General features: G+C 51.0%; 13 protein-coding genes and 1 riboswitch. Of the genes, 12 read left to right on the top strand and 1 reads right to left on the bottom strand.

The window, feature by feature from the left end:
• Positions 1-25 precede the first annotated feature (25 nt).
• The 6 genes from BLQ88_RS05685 (at position 26) to BLQ88_RS05660 (ending at position 10,031) form a co-directional block, all read left to right on the top strand.
• The gene (locus BLQ88_RS05685; protein ID WP_090147523.1) at positions 26-1,123 is read left to right on the top strand and encodes a FecR family protein; all 1,098 of its coding nucleotides are present in this window, start codon (positions 26-28) and stop codon (positions 1,121-1,123) included.
• 250 nt (positions 1,124-1,373) lie between these two features.
• Positions 1,374-4,766, top strand: a complete 3,393-nt coding sequence (locus BLQ88_RS05680) for a SusC/RagA family TonB-linked outer membrane protein (RefSeq protein WP_229212594.1) — start codon at positions 1,374-1,376, stop codon at positions 4,764-4,766.
• Positions 4,767-4,787: 21 nt separating this feature from the next.
• Positions 4,788-6,350 (top strand): SusD/RagB family nutrient-binding outer membrane lipoprotein, encoded by a 1,563-nt coding sequence (locus tag BLQ88_RS05675; RefSeq protein ID WP_090147519.1) that lies wholly within the window; start codon positions 4,788-4,790, stop codon positions 6,348-6,350.
• Positions 6,351-6,518: 168 nt separating this feature from the next.
• The gene (locus BLQ88_RS05670; RefSeq protein WP_090147518.1) at positions 6,519-7,793 is read left to right on the top strand and encodes an amidohydrolase/deacetylase family metallohydrolase; all 1,275 of its coding nucleotides are present in this window, start codon (positions 6,519-6,521) and stop codon (positions 7,791-7,793) included.
• Positions 7,794-7,895: 102 nt separating this feature from the next.
• On the top strand, positions 7,896-8,828 hold the full coding sequence (locus BLQ88_RS05665) for an RraA family protein (RefSeq protein WP_090147516.1): 933 nt from the start codon (positions 7,896-7,898) through the stop codon (positions 8,826-8,828).
• A gap of 96 nt (positions 8,829-8,924) precedes the next feature.
• Positions 8,925-10,031 carry a bile acid:sodium symporter family protein gene (locus tag BLQ88_RS05660; protein WP_090147514.1) on the top strand — a complete coding sequence of 369 codons (1,107 nt, stop codon included), beginning with the start codon at positions 8,925-8,927 and terminating at the stop codon, positions 10,029-10,031.
• A gap of 216 nt (positions 10,032-10,247) precedes the next feature.
• Here the strand turns inward: BLQ88_RS05660 and BLQ88_RS05655 are convergent, their stop codons facing one another.
• A complete protein-coding gene (locus BLQ88_RS05655) occupies positions 10,248-10,751 on the bottom strand; it encodes a GNAT family N-acetyltransferase (protein WP_090147513.1) in 504 nt (167 codons plus the stop codon).
• 140 nt (positions 10,752-10,891) lie between these two features.
• Positions 10,892-10,987: riboswitch (TPP riboswitch) on the top strand.
• Positions 10,988-11,060: 73 nt separating this feature from the next.
• Here BLQ88_RS05655 and thiS point away from each other — a divergent pair.
• From thiS to moeB, 6 genes are read left to right on the top strand one after another with little or no spacing between them, the layout of a single operon-like run.
• The gene (thiS, locus tag BLQ88_RS05650) at positions 11,061-11,261 is read left to right on the top strand and encodes a sulfur carrier protein ThiS (protein WP_090147511.1); all 201 of its coding nucleotides are present in this window, start codon (positions 11,061-11,063) and stop codon (positions 11,259-11,261) included.
• Between the two features lie 47 nt (positions 11,262-11,308).
• The gene (gene thiC / locus BLQ88_RS05645; RefSeq protein WP_090147509.1) at positions 11,309-13,186 is read left to right on the top strand and encodes a phosphomethylpyrimidine synthase ThiC; all 1,878 of its coding nucleotides are present in this window, start codon (positions 11,309-11,311) and stop codon (positions 13,184-13,186) included.
• Positions 13,186-14,580 carry a thiamine phosphate synthase gene (locus BLQ88_RS05640; protein WP_090147507.1) on the top strand — a complete coding sequence of 465 codons (1,395 nt, stop codon included), beginning with the start codon at positions 13,186-13,188 and terminating at the stop codon, positions 14,578-14,580. The genes thiC and BLQ88_RS05640 overlap by 1 nt, the downstream gene beginning before the upstream one ends.
• Complete coding sequence (locus BLQ88_RS05635) at positions 14,574-15,341, top strand: thiazole synthase (RefSeq protein WP_090147506.1); 768 nt, start codon at positions 14,574-14,576, stop codon at positions 15,339-15,341. Before BLQ88_RS05640 ends, BLQ88_RS05635 begins: the two co-directional genes overlap by 7 nt.
• The gene (gene thiH / locus BLQ88_RS05630) at positions 15,331-16,461 is read left to right on the top strand and encodes a 2-iminoacetate synthase ThiH (protein ID WP_090147504.1); all 1,131 of its coding nucleotides are present in this window, start codon (positions 15,331-15,333) and stop codon (positions 16,459-16,461) included. The genes BLQ88_RS05635 and thiH overlap by 11 nt, the downstream gene beginning before the upstream one ends.
• Before the next feature lie 52 nt (positions 16,462-16,513).
• A complete protein-coding gene (moeB, locus tag BLQ88_RS05625; RefSeq protein WP_090147503.1) occupies positions 16,514-17,560 on the top strand; it encodes a HesA/MoeB/ThiF family protein in 1,047 nt (348 codons plus the stop codon).
• The last annotated feature ends 32 nt before the right edge of the window (positions 17,561-17,592 follow it).

The following is a 17,592-nucleotide window of genomic DNA, read 5'->3' as shown; positions in this document are numbered from 1 at the left end:
TTAGCCATATTATTATTTGCCTTATATGCTCCATTACCGCAATTTTCTTCCGGAGGAACTAGCCGCCGATCCATCTTTCAGACGCTGGGTGTTGTTCAACAACCCTGCCGACGGAGAAGTATGGGCCGAATGGCTGGAACATAATCCGGACAAACAGAACCTCGTCAATCGTGCCCGGAATTTCCTGGCGGCGACGGAAGCGGCATTCGATCGTATTTCGGATGAAGAAGTGGCTAATGAAATTTACCGGCTATCGCACGCGATCGGTGAAAACAATGCGAAGAAATCATCGATTTGGCTGCGTTTCAGGCCGAATTGGTACCATATGGCGGCCTCCGTGCTGATCCTGATGTTTGCCGGATGGTGGTATAACAAGCAGACGCTTTCGCAGAAACAATCGGATCAATACAAGGTAATCCTGAGCCAGATCAGGGAGCCGCTGATCGAGGCGGTGAATACAGGCAAAGAGGCCAAACTGGTGATCCTGCAAGATGGGAGCTCGGTGCTGCTGCAGCCCGACAGCCGCATTACTTACCCGCGCCGCTTCGAGGGCCGCAAGCGGGAGGTGTTCCTGAAAGGGGAGGCGTTTTTTGAAGTGGCCAAAAATCCTGACAAGCCGTTTTACGTGTATGCACATACGCTGGCGACCAAAGTGTTGGGCACCAGTTTCAAAGTAAGCGCTTTCGAGGGCGAGGAAGTCAAAGTAGTGGTAAAAACGGGCAAAGTATCGGTCTTCCCGATGACGAAGGAGGCGATTGCGAGCCAGCATGCCGATGACAAGCTTGGCGGAATGGTACTGACGCCAAACCAGCAGATCACATTCGCACCCAATGAGTTACGACTCACAAGAAGCCTTATTCCGGACCCGAAATTGCTGGAATTGCCGATACAGCGACAGTCATTTGAATTCAAGGGAACGCCGATCAGCGAAGTGTTTGCGGCATTGGAAAAATCATATGGTGTGAAGATCGTGTTCGATGCGGAGGTAATGCAAAACTGCTACCTCACCGCTTCACTCTCCGACGAGCCGCTGTTCGAGAAGATCAGCCTGATTTGCAAGACGATCGGTGCGCAGTACGAACAACTCGACGCCAGCATCATCATCAATAGCAAAGGATGTTAATGAAAATACCTTTCTCTCAATACTTTATGACAAATTCACCCGTGCCTATGACCCAAAACCGTTACTGATTACCTTTCCTAAGAAGGTCGATGATGCTGCAACACCACCGACCCGATCAATCCCCATGCTTGTGTACGCTTAACAGCATCTGAATGAGGCTGCTGTGGGAATCATTATGCCGAATTTTAACCCGACAAAAATCAAAATTATGTCAAAAAGAGTACAATTTCACCATGCTTTACAGAAAATCATGCGCATTACTCTGTATCAAGCCCTGCTCGCCATTGCGTTCAGCACCTTCGTTCATGCGAACGATGTGCGCGGACAACGTGTGTTAGAACAAAAAGTGACTTTGCGTTTAGCTAATGCCGAGATTGACAAGGCGTTGGAAAAGATCGAGAATGTGACGAAGGTTAAATTCATGTACAACCCTCAGATCTTCAACAATCAGAAAGCATCCTATAAATTTCAGGACGAATCGTTATCAGAAGTTCTCAGTAAAATTCTGACCCCGCATAAAGTAACTTACGAAGTGGTTCAGGACCGCATTATCCTGCGCCGCGAACAGGCACCTGTTGAAGAAAATGCTACCAAAACGGCCCCTAAACGCAATGTTACCGGAACCGTAAAGGATGAAACCGGCGCAGGTCTGCCCGGTGTGAGCGTGCTCGTAAAAGGCTCTCAAAGAGGGACTTCCAGCGACGCGGAAGGCAAGTTTTTTCTCGATATCCCCGACGGCGAGGTTTCTGCGGCCGTGCTGGTTTTCAGCTTTGTAGGTTATACTTCGCAGGAGATCACTGTGGGGAGCCAAACCAACATTGATGTACAACTGGCACCCGAGGCCAAAGCGCTGAACGAGGTAGTTGTAACGGCTTTGGGTATTTCCAAAGAGAAAAAGGCGCTCGCTTATGCAGTGACCGAGGTGAAAGGCAGCGAGTTCACGCAAGCACGCGAAAACAACGTGGCGAATGCATTGACAGGTAAAATTGCAGGGGTAAACGCGACCGGTATGTCGACGGGCCCCGGTGGTTCCAGCCGCATTATCATCCGTGGTAACGGTTCCTTGAGCGGTAACAACCAGCCTTTGTACGTGATCAACGGTATGCCGATGGACAACAGCGTTCCCGGCGGCGGTAATGCTTCGGACGGTAACGGCAACAACACCGACCGTGGTGACGGTATCGGTGGTATCAACCCCGACGATATCGAGTCGATCTCCGTTTTGAAAGGCGGTCCTGCGGCTGCGCTTTACGGTGCACGTGCTTCCAATGGTGTGATTTTGATTACCACCAAAAAAGGCCGCGCGCAAAAAGGCATCGGTGTGGAATACAATGGCAACTTCTCGGTGGATAACCTTTCCATCATTCCCGACTGGCAATATGAATACGGACAGGGCGTGGATGGTGTGAAACCGACTACACAGACAGAAGCAAAAAGCTCGGGCCGTTTGTCTTATGGTGCGAGAATGGATGGTACTCCCGTGGTTCAGTTCGATGGTGTGGCACGCCCCTATTCTCCTCAGAAAAACAACCTGAAAAACTTTTACCGCGCCGGAACCAACTATATCAACTCCATCTCATTTACAGGTGGTAATGAAACAGTTAACTTCCGTTTTGGTCTGAACAATACAAGTTCGAACAGCATCGTTCCGAATTCTTCTTTCAACAGAAGGATTGCCAACCTGAACCTGAATGCGTTTCTGGGCAAAAAACTGAGCATCGAAACCGTTGTGCAATACAACATCGAGAACGGCCACAACCGTCCGAAAGTGGGTTACGCCGATTACAACCCGCACTGGGCCACGTACCTGATCGCCAATACTGTCGACATCAGGAGCCTTTCTCCGGGTTATGACGCAAGCACAGGTAAAGAGGTTGAATGGAACCCCGTTCCTGCGGCGCCCAACCCGTATTTCGTGATCAATAACTTCAAGAATGAGGATACTAAAAACCGTTTCCTCGGTCAGGCGAACATCAAGTACGACATTCTCGACAACCTTTTCATTAAAGGTAGCGTGAGCCGCGACTACTACAATTTCAATTACGAATTCGTAGTACCAACCGCTAATGCATACCAGCCGCTTGGTACCTACGAAGCTAAGAAGGTAACCTCTTCCGAAACCAACGGAATGCTGACTTTGAACTACTCGAAAGATTTTTCCGAGAACCTCAATTTCTCTGCACTCGTGGGTGGCAATATCCAGAGAAGCATCTATGACCAGACTGCATTCAACGGAGCAGAATTTACAATCCCAGGTTTTTACAGTTTTACCAACCTGGCTACTTCAACCGTCGTACCGACTTACAACAAAAGCGGCATCAACTCTGTATTCGGTTCAGCCGATATTGGTTACAAAGGATTTGCATATCTGACTGTTTCTGGTCGCCAGGACTGGTTCTCGGTACTTAACAGCAAGAGCAACAGCATTTTCTACCCTGCCATCGGTGGTTCATTGATACTCTCGGAAGCATTTACACTTCCTGCTGCGGTTAGCTTCGCGAAACTACGCGGTTCCTGGGCGCAAGTGGGAGGTGCCACTGTAATTCCTTATCAGATCTACCAAAGCTATGCAATGGCAGTGGGAGGTCACAATGGCCGTCCAGTACAGCAGCTTTCCTCTTCCATTGTACCTAACCCGGATTTGAAACCGCTTACTTCGACTACTTACGAGGCAGGTTTGGAAGCTAAATTCCTGCAAAACCGTTTGGGTATCGACATTACCCTCTACAACCGTAAGACTACCGACGACATTGTTCAAAGTAACATCGCGTCGTCAGCAGGTTACACGGCTGCATTGCTGAACGTAGGTGAGCTGAGCAACAAGGGTATCGAACTTTTGCTGACAGGAACTGCCATCAAGCAAAACAGCTTCACATGGGATATCAGCTACAACATGGCTTACAACAGGAGCCGGATCGTGCAACTGGCCCCTAACCTGGATCAGCTGAGCATTGGAACCGGTGTAGGCGGTGGCTTGATCAATAACGTGGTTGGAGGTACTTATGGTGAGGTTTGGGGTTATAACAAACTGGCGGATGCGAACGGCAACACAGTGTTCAACACAGCAAGCAACTACGCGGTACGCGGTAACCTCCAAAAACTGGGTAACGGCACGCCGCCATGGACAATGGGTATTACCAACAATTTCAAATACAAAAACTTCTCGTTGAATATCCTCATCGATGGTAAGTTCGGAAGCGTGGTGTACTCTAACCTGTACCAATACGCTTACCGCTTCGGTTTGCCGAAAGAAACACTTCCCGGTCGTGAAACAGGCCTGACTGTAACCGGTGTGACGCCGGAAGGAGCTCCATTCAGCAAAACATGGGAGAAGAAAGACATCGATACCTACTACGACAATGACAAGAACTACACAGGTATGTTCGTGTTTAACAACGACTTCATCAAGCTGCGTCAGGTGATTTTGAGCTACAACCTGCCTGCTTTCTCGGTCCTCGGCACCAAACTGCAAAACGCATCGGTATCGATTGTGGGACGTAACCTCGCGCTGCTTTACAAAGACAAGCGTAACAAATACTTCGATCCGGAATCGAGCTATACCAATGGCAATGCTCAGGGTCTGGAAGCATTTGGCGTACCCAGAACGAGAAACATCGGCGTAAACCTGACAGTGAAGTTTTAATCATTCAAAATTCCAGTGACGATGAACAAATTCCTGAAACTAACATATATGGCCACCATGGCCGCCTTCATCTCTTCCTGCGACAATGGGTTTGAAGAAATGAATGTGAACCCCAATGCGTCCGTTGAGGCTGTACCCGGTTACCTGTTTACCCGGACGCAGCTGACGACCGTAAGCAACAACTTCACCGGTTCTGCTTACCTGACCATCGGTGGCTCAATGCAGCATTTTGCGACATACAAAGAGGTACCCGGCGCGGGAGACAAGTATTTCAATTACACCTACTCTACCGGAAGCTGGGCATTGTTTGGTGGTGACCCGGCTACTGCGGGTGCAGTGATCGACATTCTGCAAGTGATAGATGCAGTGAAAGTTTCACCCGACGACGTGAACAAGCTGTCCGTGTCACGCATCTGGAAGGCATATCTTTTTCACCGCCTCACCGACATGTACGGCGACATTCCCTACACGGAAGCAGGTCGTGGTCTGAGCGAGAAAAACTTCACACCGAAGTACGATACCCAGGCAGCTATTTACGCCGACCTGCTGAAAGAGCTCGATGAGGCGGTCGCCGCATTCAATCCGGCGAAAGCGACATTCGGCAATTCCGACCTGATGTATGGAGGCGATGTTACCAAATGGAAAAAATTCGCATACTCGCTGATGCTCCGTCTGGGCATGCGTATGACCGAAGTTGATCCCGGCATGGCCGAAACCTGGGTAAAGAAAGCAATCGCGGGCGGTGTGATTACGGCAGATTCAGATCTCGCTAAAATGGATTATGTCGATGGTTCCATCACCGCAAGCCGCAACTTCATTTCGGCAGGCCTGATGAGCACCGACTACGTAAACCCGGGCGGCGATAACGTGGAAGGCGGAAAGTTCGCTAAAACGCTGATCGACCATTTGAAGAACACCAAAGATCCCCGACTGAATGTGATCTCGATCGTATGGATTCCTTCTGCCGATGGCAAGACTTTCACGGCCGATACCACCACAGCATTGCAGAAAGGTATGCCGAATGCAGCATTCAACAACCTGCCGGGCGACTTCAATACTTACTCGGAACCTAACCCGGCAACGATCCTGAAATACAGCGCGCCGTTGCTGGTGATGACGCCCGCGGAAATGCACCTGCTGCTCGCGGAAGCGAACCTGAGAGGCTGGTACAGCGGAGCTACGGCCGAAGCATCTTACAATTCGGCAGTAACGTCAGGTTTGAAACAATGGGCATTGTTCGGAACTGCGGGTGTGATCTCGGACGCGAAAATCGCGGCTTACCTGAAAGCGAACCCATTCAATGCGGCTGGTACGCTGGCGCAGAAAATGGAGCAGATCGGTACGCAGAAATGGGTATCGCTCTTCCTGGAAGACGAATACGAGATATTCTCCAACTGGCGCCGCACCGGCTATCCGAAGCTGACGCCGACGAATTATCCGGGTAACCTCACGGGCGGTAAAATCCCTACCCGTTTCGTGATCCCCGATTCGGAAGAACAATACAACAAAGTGAATTTCTACGAAGCGCGTACACGCCAGGGCGGTACGAACACGCTTTCGAGTGTAGTTTGGTGGGATAAATAAGCGGGGCCCATGCACTGCGTGTTTATGAATTAAATGACCGATACGGATTGCTGACCAAAATCGGCAGTCCGTATCGTGTTTTAAGTCCAAAATTTTTTGCCCTGCGAATGAGGAATTTTAATGTGTTTTTTGTCTTAACTGTAATACCTATTTCCTAAACCAAAACCCATGATCAAAAAAGTATTTATTGCCGCCGCCCTCTTCTGCTCTGCCGGTTTTGCCGCACACGCACAGAAGTACTCGATCGTCATCAAAGGCGGTCATGTTATTGATCCCAAAAACAATATCAACAGCATTATGGATGTGGCGCTGAAAGGCGATACGGTAATGCTCGTTGCCAAAAACATCGATGCCAAAGAAGGCAAGCAGGTGGTGAATGCCAAGGGACTTTTCGTTACCCCCGGCCTGATCGACATGCATTCGCACAACTTCTTCGGCACCAGAATGGACCAGACTTACAGCAATGGCCCCAATGCCCTCCCACCCGACGGTTTCACTTTCCGCACAGGTGTTACCACAGTCGTGGACGCAGGCTGCGCCGGCTGGAAGTCGTTCCCCGATTTCAAAAAACAAACCATCGACGCTTCGCGCACCCGCGTGCTCTCGTTCCTGAACATCGTGGGCGAAGGTATGCGCGGCGGCACTTACGAGCAGAATGTGGAAGACATGGACGCCGCCGCAACGGCCAAAGTGGCGAAGGAATATCCTGAATATATCGTAGGTATTAAACTTGCCCACTTCAACGGCTATAACTGGGCACCTACCGACCGCGCGGTGGAAGCCGGCAAGCTCGCCAACATCCCCGTGATGATCGATTTCGGCGGCAGCCAGCCGGTACTGCCTATCGAAGAGCTTTTCATGAAACACCTGCGCCCCGGCGACATTTTCACGCACTGCTTCGGCCAGCTGGCCAGCCGCGAACCGATCGTGGACGTGAAAGCGGGCAAAGTGAAGCCGTTTGTTTATGAAGCACGTAAGAAAGGCATCATTTTCGACGTAGGCTACGGCGGCATCAGCTTCGCATTCTCGCAGGCGATCCCGGCCATTAAAACCGGCTTTTACCCCAACACCATCAGTACCGACATCCACACCGGCAGCATGAACAATGCAATGAAGGATATGCTGAATGTGATGTCCAAATTCCTCGCCATGGGTATGGACCTGCCGGCGGTCATCAAAGCCAGTACCTGGGCACCGGCGCAAGCCATTCACCGCGAAGAACTGGGTAACCTTTCCGCAGGCTCGCGTGCGGACGTATCCGTTTTGCGCGTGCTCGATGGCAAGTTCATGATGAACGACACCGGCACATTCGGTTTCTTCGACTACACCGGCACCAAAGTTACCGGTAAACAGAAACTGGAAGCAGAAGTGACGATCCGCGCCGGCAAAGTGGTGTACGACCTCAACGGTCTCACCAACCCGATTGTCGTTTCAAGAAGATAATCACACTATGGAAGCTCTGACCAATGTCACCGGGCAGGGCTTCCATTTGATATTTTGCCTAATTTTACCTACTCAATATCCCTGCCGTACATTTCTTGTCTTATGAAACTACCGATTCTCTCTTTAACGACGATCCTGACCCTGACCTTCGGAGGAATGCAGACTGCCAAGGCGCAGACCATTCCGAAAGAAGAACTCATTTTCCTGACCTCCGAATGGAAAGGCGAGCGCTTCCCCGACGGCCGCCCGAAAATCTCCGACGACCTCGTCCGCCGCGCCAAAGAAATCAATATCGAAGAAGCATGGGTAGTGCTCAAAAATGACGGCTACAACTGCCAGTTTGAAGGCAATTGGAAGATCGTCCACGACGACGTGGTGATAGCAGGACGCGCATTGACGGCGCAGTTTATGCCGTCGCGCCCCGACATCGAGAAGAACATCAAAGACCGTGGCACCAAACAAGGCCGCATCGGTAACACCAACTCCTGGCCGATCGACATGCTCAGCAAAGGCGACGTATATGTCGCCGACGGTATGGGCAAAATCGTGGAAGGAACACTAATCGGTGACAATCTTGCCAACTCCATTTTTGCCAAAACGGGCAATGGCGTAGTATTCGACGCCTCCGTGCGCGACCTCGACGGCCTTTCGAAAATCCCGGGTTTCAATGCATTCGTGCGCGATTTTGATCCTTCCTATTTGAAAGACGCCGTAGTGACCGGTATCAATACGCCCATCCGCATCGGGCGTGCCGTGGTACTTCCGGGCGATTTGGTTTTGGCCAAAAAAGAAGGTGTGATCTTCATTCCTGCGCATATGGTCGAGAAAGTGGTGCAGACCGCGGAATTCATTGCATTGCGTGACAAATTCGGTATTCAAATGCTGAAAGCAGGGAAATACACGCCCGGCCAGATCGACAGCCAATGGACCGACGCATTGAAAAACGACTTCCTCAAATGGCTCGACAACAACCCGAACGAAATCCCCATGAAACGTTCGGAGCTCGACGAGTACATGAAAAAAAGAACCTGGTAAGCGGGTAATTCCACCTCATTTTCAGCATTTCCTGTTGGGTAAGACAGACAGGATTTTTCTTTCGCATTTTCAAAATTGCATTTTAAATACAATTATATGAATATTTACAAGCTCATGTCCGGCGTCGCCGCGGTTTGTCTGCTGATAGCGCTCTACCTCGCTTTCACCGGAAGCCTCCCCTCGGCCGGCCCCTTCTTTATTGCATTCTTCCTGTCGCTCGCCATTAGTTTCAGAGGTTATGAAAAACTGAAAGGCTTTACCTACACCACCGTGATTTTCGCGGCAGTGACCACGGCATTGTATTACCCACAGCATTTCCTGACAGTCGGCGACTTTAAACTTTCGACCCTTATCACACCACTCATCCAGATCATTATGTTCGGTATGGGTACTTCCATGAGCTTCGGTGATTTTGTGGGTGTAGTTAAAATGCCCAAAGGCGTACTCATCGGCGTGGTGAGCCACTTTATCATTATGCCAACCATCGGTTATACATTGGCCAACATCAGCGGCTTCCCACCTGAAATCGCGGCAGGTATCATCCTGATCGGCTGCTCGCCAAACGGTATGGCTTCCAATGTGATTTCCTACCTGGCCAAAGCGAACCTTGCATTGTCCATCACTATTACCGCCATTTCCACCATGCTCGCGCCGATCGTGACGCCGATCCTCATGAGCATGCTCGCGGGCGCGTTCGTGAAAATCGATACGCTGCATATGATGTGGGATATTATTAAAATGGTGATTATTCCAATCGGCGCCGGGTTGCTTTTCAACAAGCTGTTCAGCGGAAAAGTGAAATGGCTGGACGCTGCTATGCCGCTGGTATCGATGGGCGGTATCGCATTCATCATCGTGATCATCACCGCCGCCGGCCGCGACAGCCTGCTATCGATCGGGCCTGCATTGCTATTACTTGTGTTGATCCATAACCTTTCGGGCTACACGCTCGGTTACTGGTCGGGCCGCCTGTTCCGCATGAGCGAGCGCGACTGCCGCACGATAGCCATTGAAGTGGGGATGCAAAATGGGGGATTAGCCTCCGGTATCGCCAAGGAAATGGGTAAAATGGCCACCGTAGGCCTAGCCCCGGCAATTTTCGGGCCGCTGATGAACATTACCGGCTCCATTCTCGCCTCCTGGTGGCAAGGCAAGCCTACCGGCGATGAAGAAACTTACGTAGAAACGGGCCGAGCCCATTAAAAAGAAATGGCGCGAAGGTCGCCTTTCATAGAATGGCGCGAAGGTCGCCTTCGTGCCTGATATTCGAAGGCCTCCGGCCGGTCAGTACCGCAAAATCTTGCAGGTGTAATGACCGGCCGGAGGCCTTCAAATAATATGTACAAATCAAGAGATTTGCACCAGCCGTACGGCATCGTTTTTCCAAACTTCCTCCCCTTCCTCCTTCCTCCCAAAAAATCAATCTTCTTCCAACAACAACTGCATATAAACCAGATCCAGCCACTGGTCAAATTTATAAGCTACCTCTTTGAGATATCCCTTCTCCACAAACCCGTACTTCTTGTGAAATTCGATACTCGCCCGGTTGGAGGCATCGATACACCCGATCATTGTGTGCAGCCCCGATTCTTTCGCGCGCTGGATGAGGCTGCCAAGCAATTTGCCGCCGACGCCCATTCCGCGTGATTTTTCGTCAAGATAGATGGAATGCTCTACGCTGAATTTGTACCCGATTTTCGGGCGGAAAATGTTGTAAGAACCATAACCGATCACTTCGCCTTCGAGCTCCGCCACGATCACCGGCATACCGTCATAGAACATCTGCTCAAACCAGGCCTTTTGTTGGTCCATGGTCCGGGCTTCGTAATCATAAATAGCCGTGGTGTTAAGAATAGCGTGGTTGATAATTTCCAACAGCGAAGGCAGATCCTTAGGAGCAGCACTTCTGATGATCAAATCCATCAAAATAAAGCAGGCGTTATACAGGTTTAATATTAAGGCCAAAAATACCTTATTATTTTAAAAAATTTCACGCCTAAACCCACATCCGTCTTACGTTTTTTTCTAATTCTTTTGAAAATCCTGAATTTCGAATAGCTTTGCCTCAACTTTAGGGGTGTCCCGACATGCGGACTGAGATCATACCCTTTGAACCTGATGCAGCTAGTACTGCCGAAGGGAAAAGCAGGAGTTACCGTGCACGTAGCTCCGTCTATTCTTTTCTTCATAGGTCCATTCCTAAGGTTTTTTGTATCTAAAACTGTATTTGGAATGGAAATCATCCTGAACGGACAGGCTAAGCAAATCACTGCCACTCAAACGGTTGGACAACTCGTATCCGAGGTGTTTCCGTCCGGCAAAGGCATCGCCGTCGCCATTAATCAATCGGTAGTCCCGAAATCCGACTGGCCCACGCGCCAGCTTTCCCCCAACGACCAGATCACGCTCATTACCGCTACGCAAGGCGGCTAGCATTGCATTACCTGTATCCCACCAGCATTTAACCAGAAAACATCATCATGAAGACAGAAAAAACGCCGGAAACCATCACCCGCGACCCATTCCCCAATTCCAGAAAAATATATGTAAAAGGGCAAATCCACGACATTTCGGTCGCGATGCGCGAGATTTCTCTTAACGATACGCGGATACACGGCAGACAGGGCGCCAGCGAACCGAACGAACCCGTAACGGTTTACGACACCAGCGGCCCCTATACCGATCCAAACATTGAAATAGATGTCAAAAAAGGCCTTCCCGCGTTGCGTGCGGAATGGGTACGGAGCCGCGGCGATGTGGAAGAGCTGGAAACGATTTCTTCGGAATATGGCCGGATGCGCCTTGCCGATGTAAAACTCGACCATTTAAGATTCGCCCATAATGCAAAACCGCTCCGCGCAAAAGCCGGACAGAACGTTTCGCAGCTGCATTATGCCAAAAAGGGCATTATCACACCCGAAATGGAGTACATCGCGATCCGTGAAAACCAGCGTATCGACGCTCATTTGGCATCGCTGAATGGTAAGGCAGGTGGATTGGCGCACCAGCATGCCGGTCACAGTTTCGGCGCGAACACACCGAAAAGTCACATTACCGCCGAGTTTGTACGCGAGGAAGTGGCGGCGGGACGTGCTGTCATTCCTTCAAATATCAACCACCCGGAAAGCGAGCCGATGATCATCGGCCGGAATTTCCTGGTGAAGATCAATGCCAATATCGGCAACTCGGCAGTGTCGTCGAGCATTGAAGAAGAAGTGGAAAAGGCCGTATGGGCATGTCGCTGGGGCGCGGACACGATTATGGATTTGTCGACAGGCAAAAACATCCACGAAACCCGCGAATGGATCATCCGCAACACGCCGGTACCGATCGGTACCGTCCCTATTTACCAGGCTTTGGAAAAAGTAAATGGGAAGGCCGAAGACCTGACCTGGGAGCTTTTCCGCGACACGCTCATCGAGCAGGCCGAGCAGGGTGTGGATTATTTCACGATCCATGCGGGCGTGCTGCTGCGTTACATTCCGCTGACGGCCAAGCGCATTACCGGCATTGTTTCGCGCGGCGGCTCCATTATGGCCAAATGGTGCCTGGCGCATCACAAGGAGAACTTCCTGTATACGCACTTCGAGGAGATATGCGAAATCATGAAGGCTTACGATGTGGCATTCTCGCTTGGCGACGGCCTCCGCCCCGGAAGCATCGCCGACGCCAACGACGCCGCTCAGTTTTCGGAGCTGGAAACGCTCGGCGAATTGACCAAAATCGCCTGGAAACACGATGTGCAGACCATCATCGAAGGCCCCGGCCACGTGCCAATGCATTTGATCAAAGAAAATATGGAAAAGCAGTTGCAGCATTGCCACGAAGCGCCATTTTATACATTAGGGCCCCTAACTACCGACATCGCACCAGGTTACGACCATATTACCTCGGCCATCGGCGCGGCCATGATTGGCTGGTTCGGCACCGCGATGCTTTGCTATGTGACGCCAAAGGAGCATTTAGGTTTGCCGAATAAAAAAGACGTGAAAGACGGCGTGATCACCTACAAGATCGCCGCCCACGCCGCCGACCTCGCCAAAGGCCACCCCGGCGCACAGTACCGCGACAATGCGTTAAGCAAAGCCCGCTTCGAGTTCCGTTGGGAAGACCAGTTTAACCTCTCGCTCGATCCGGACACCGCTCGCGAATTCCATGATGAGACGTTACCCGCCGAAGGTGCCAAAGTCGCGCATTTCTGCTCGATGTGCGGCCCGAATTTCTGCTCGATGAAGATCACGCAGGACGTACGCGACTATGCGGAAGAAAACGGGCTTGCTACCGAGGAAGCTGTTACAGAAGGGATGCTGCAAAAAGCACGGGAGTTTGCAGAAAAGGGCAGTGAAATTTATTTGTAATGGAAGATTTGATTGTCATAACCCGCCCGGAAATGCTCTCTGGCGAAGCTGGTATCATCAACCAGCTCTTCGCACACGGGCTCGCGCGCTTGCACGTGCGCAAGCCCGGCGTACCGGAGGCAGAGGTGCGTGCATTGCTTGAACAAATTGAGCCACAACACCGCGACCGCATTGCATTGCATCAGCATCATCAGCTGGCGGCCGCATTGGGCATTACCGGGCTGCATTTTACAGAAAACGACAGGCTGGCGCAGCGTGAAGCGCATTTGAAGGAATTGAAAGACAACGGATTCACAATCAGCACTTCACTGCATGATCCAGCCGATCTTGAAACGCTTTCACATTGCTTTGATTACGCATTTCTAGGACCGGTGTATGATAGTATTTCAAAGGAAGGTTACCGCTCGAAACTGCCCGCTGATTTTAGATTGGAGAAATATAGTTTTCCCGGAAAAGTAATCGCCCTAGGCGGCATTCACGCTGAAAACTTGAAACAAATACAGGAAATAGGTTTTAATGGCGCCGCATTGCTAGGCAGCATCTGGCAAAATCCAGACAATGCCATTGCCCAATTTGAGCTCCTCAAAGCATTCCAATCATCTTTTTCTCATCCAACATTCCAGCAAACATCCAGCATCCCCGGGTTAAAACCCGGGGCAATGGATTCTAAAATTGCCTCCGGCAATGAAAATGGAAATGATCCATTTCTAACAACAAAAGCAATCCATTGCCCGCGGTTTCAACCGGGGGACAGAGGGGGCATAACTGATGTTGTTGACAAATTTCATTTTATATCCAATGAAACTAGTGAATTGTCCCATGTCGACAGCATTCGCATTGCTCTGCAAGCTGGCTGCCGGTGGATTCAGCTGCGGGTGAAAGATCGTCGTGAAGAGGAAGTGCTGCCCATTGCCTGGGAAGCAACCCGCCTGTGCGATAGCTACGGTGCAAAGCTGATTATCAACGATTTTCCACTGGTAGCCCTGGCAGTTGAAGCATACGGCTTGCACCTCGGCCTCACCGACATGCCCGTACCGGAGGCGCGCACGCTCGTAGGCGAGAAAATGATCATCGGCGGTACAGCCAATACCTGGGAAGATGTGGTGCGAAGGATCGAAGAAGGTGCAGATTACATCGGCCTCGGCCCGTTCCGCTTTACGAGTACCAAGCAAAATCTGAGCCCTATTCTCGGCATCGCAGGCTACCGTACTTTAATGAGCCAAATGCAGGAAGCAGGTCACAGCACGCCCATTATCGCCATCGGCGGCATTACACCCGACGATATTGGGCTGATTCGAACAGCCGGTCTTCACGGTGTCGCAATGTCGGCCGCATTGATCGGCGCGGCAGATCCGCAAGAAACTTTTTACCAAATCCAACAAGCATTATGCTGACCATTGCAGATAAAACATTTCAATCGAGGCTCTTTACCGGGACCGGCAAATTCAGTTCGGCGCTGGTGATGGAAGAAGCATTGCTCGCTTCCGGTTCCGAGCTGGTGACGGTCGCCCTCCGCCGCGTGGATGTACACAACGCAGGCGATGATATTCTGGGGCATTTAACCCACAACCACATTCATTTACTACCCAATACCTCCGGCGTACGCACGGCAAAAGAGGCCGTTTTTGCGGCTCAGCTCGCGCGTGAGGCACTGGAAACCAACTGGTTGAAGCTGGAAATCCATCCCGACCCAAAGTACCTCATGCCCGATCCGATCGAGACATTGAAGGCTACCGAAGAGCTGGCAAAACTGGGTTTTGTAATATTACCTTACATCCACGCCGACCCTGTCCTTTGCAAACGACTGGAAGCAGCCGGAGCCTCAGCCGTAATGCCGTTGGGATCGCCGATCGGGAGCAATAAGGGATTAAAAACCATTGATTTTCTGGAAATTATCATCGAACAAAGCAAGGTACCAGTCGTGGTAGATGCCGGTATCGGTGCGCCATCGGATGCCGCGAAAGCGATGGAAATCGGGGCTGATGCCGTGCTCGTGAATACCGCCATTGCCGTGGCCGACAATCAGGTAGCGATGGCGGAGGCATTTAAGCTGGCCGTGCAATCGGGCAGGATGGCTTATGAGGCAAGATTAGGATCAAAAAGTAACCTGGCCGAGGCGAGCAGCCCGTTAACCGCATTTCTGGATGAGCTTTAAGGAAGAATTTGCGCGGTATTCGTGGGATAATGTGAAGGAAAGTATTTATTCCAAAACAGCCGCAGATGTTGAAAAAGCACTAACGACGCCGAAACGGACGCTGGAAGATTTCAAAGCACTGGTATCCCCCGCCGCCGCCGCATACCTGGAACCCATGGCAAAACTGAGCCGGCAGCTGACCCGGAAACGGTTTGGCAATACCATTCAAATGTATGTACCGCTGTATTTGTCCAATGAATGTACCAATATATGTACCTACTGCGGGTTCAGCCTGGATAATAAGGTGCGCCGCAGAACACTGACCGACCGCGAGATCCTGCAAGAGGTGGAGGTGATCAAAAGCATGGGCTACGAACACGTGCTGCTCGTGACCGGTGAGGCAAACCAGACCGTGCATGTCCCCTACTTCAAAAAAGTGCTCGAACTGATCCGCCCGCATTTCGCGCAGGTTTCGATGGAAGTTCAGCCGCTCGATCGCGATGAGTATGAAGAACTGATCCCGCTTGGCCTGCATTCTGTGCTGGTTTATCAGGAAACTTACCATCAGGAAGATTACCGGAAACATCATCCCAAAGGCAAAAAAGCGCATTTCAACTACCGCCTCGAAACGCCCGACCGACTCGGCCAGGCCGGTATTCACAAAATGGGTTTAGGTGTATTGATAGGTTTGGAAGACTGGCGTACCGACAGCTTTTTTACCGCCCTGCATTTGGACTACCTCGAAAAAACCTACTGGCAAACGCGTTACAGCCTCTCGTTCCCCCGCTTGCGGCCATTCTCCGGCGGCCTGGAACCAAAAGTTGCGATGAGCGACCGGGAGCTGGTGCAGCTTATTTGTGCCTACCGGATTTTCAATGGCGAGGTCGAACTGTCGCTTTCCACGCGTGAATCCGAGAAATTCAGGAACCATTGCATTCAATTGGGTGTAACATCCATCAGCGCAGGCTCCAAAACCAATCCAGGCGGCTACGCAGTCGAGCCGGAATCGCTCGAACAATTCGAGATTTCCGACGAAAGAAAGCCAGCCGAGATCGCCCGAATGATCCGCGGGGCGGGCTATGAGGTGGTTTGGAAAGACTGGGACGCAAGTTTAATTGCGAATGAGCGAATGAGTGAATGAGTGATTCTTTTTCATTCACTCATTTACTCATTCACTCATTCACTCATTACTTATGTTTACACCAATCGAACGAAAACGCTACGCACGCCAGATCATCATGCCGGAAATGGGTATGGCTGGTCAGGAGAAGCTCCGCGCGGGTAAGGTGGCCGTCGTGGGTGCGGGTGGGCTGGGCTGCCCCGTGCTGCAATACCTGGTGGCGGCAGGTGTGGGTGAAATCGGCATTATCGATGACGACACCGTGGACCTGACCAACCTGCACAGACAAATCCTCTATTCCGCCGACGATGTGGGTAAAAACAAAGCCATTACAGCGGTAGAAAAACTTTCGGTGCTCAATCCATTCGTAAAACTCACCGCCTACCCCGACCGGCTGAATGCCGAAAACGCGATCGATTTGCTCAGCGCCTACGACCTCGTCATCGACGGTTCCGACAATTTCGAGACGCGTTACCTGGTGAATGATTTTTGTGTGGAATTGAACAAACCCTTCGTATTCGGGTCCATTTTGCGTTTCGAAGGGCAGGTTTCGGTTTTCAACTACCAGGGCGGGCCTACCTACCGGTGCCTTTTTCCGGATGCCGAGGAAGGCGATAACTGTGCGGAAGCCGGCGTGATGGGCGTTCTGCCAGGCATTATCGGCACTTATATGGCCAATGAGGCGATCAAGATCATTGCCGGTATTGGTCAACCATTATCAGGTAAACTACTGGTAATCAATACACTTTCTAACAGCCAATCTGTATTCCAATTTTCAAGGTCCGCGGAGGTGACTCCTGTGAAAGCTCCTGAGATTACCGCCAGACAGCCAGCCACCGAAAATACGCGCGAAATGTCCTATGATGAATTTGAATCATTGCAGGAAGCTGATCCCGAACAGGTTATGTTAGTGGATGTGCGCGAATACAATGAATTTGAAGCGGATAACTTCGGCGGCGAGAATATCCCGCTTTCCGAAATCCCCGAAAGCATCGGAACATTTCCTGCTGGTAAAAAAGTCGTTTTTTACTGTAACAGCGGTAAACGGAGCATGCAAGCAGCCAAATTGCTGGCACAAAGCGGCTACGAAGGCCAGAGTTTCTGGGCGCAGCAATGGTAACCACTCATTTGCTCCATTTCGGAGATTAGTTT

This window comes from Dyadobacter soli (assembly GCF_900101885.1).
GTDB classification, from domain to species: domain Bacteria; phylum Bacteroidota; class Bacteroidia; order Cytophagales; family Spirosomataceae; genus Dyadobacter; species Dyadobacter soli.
This window is presented reverse-complemented; position numbering and strand designations above follow the sequence as displayed.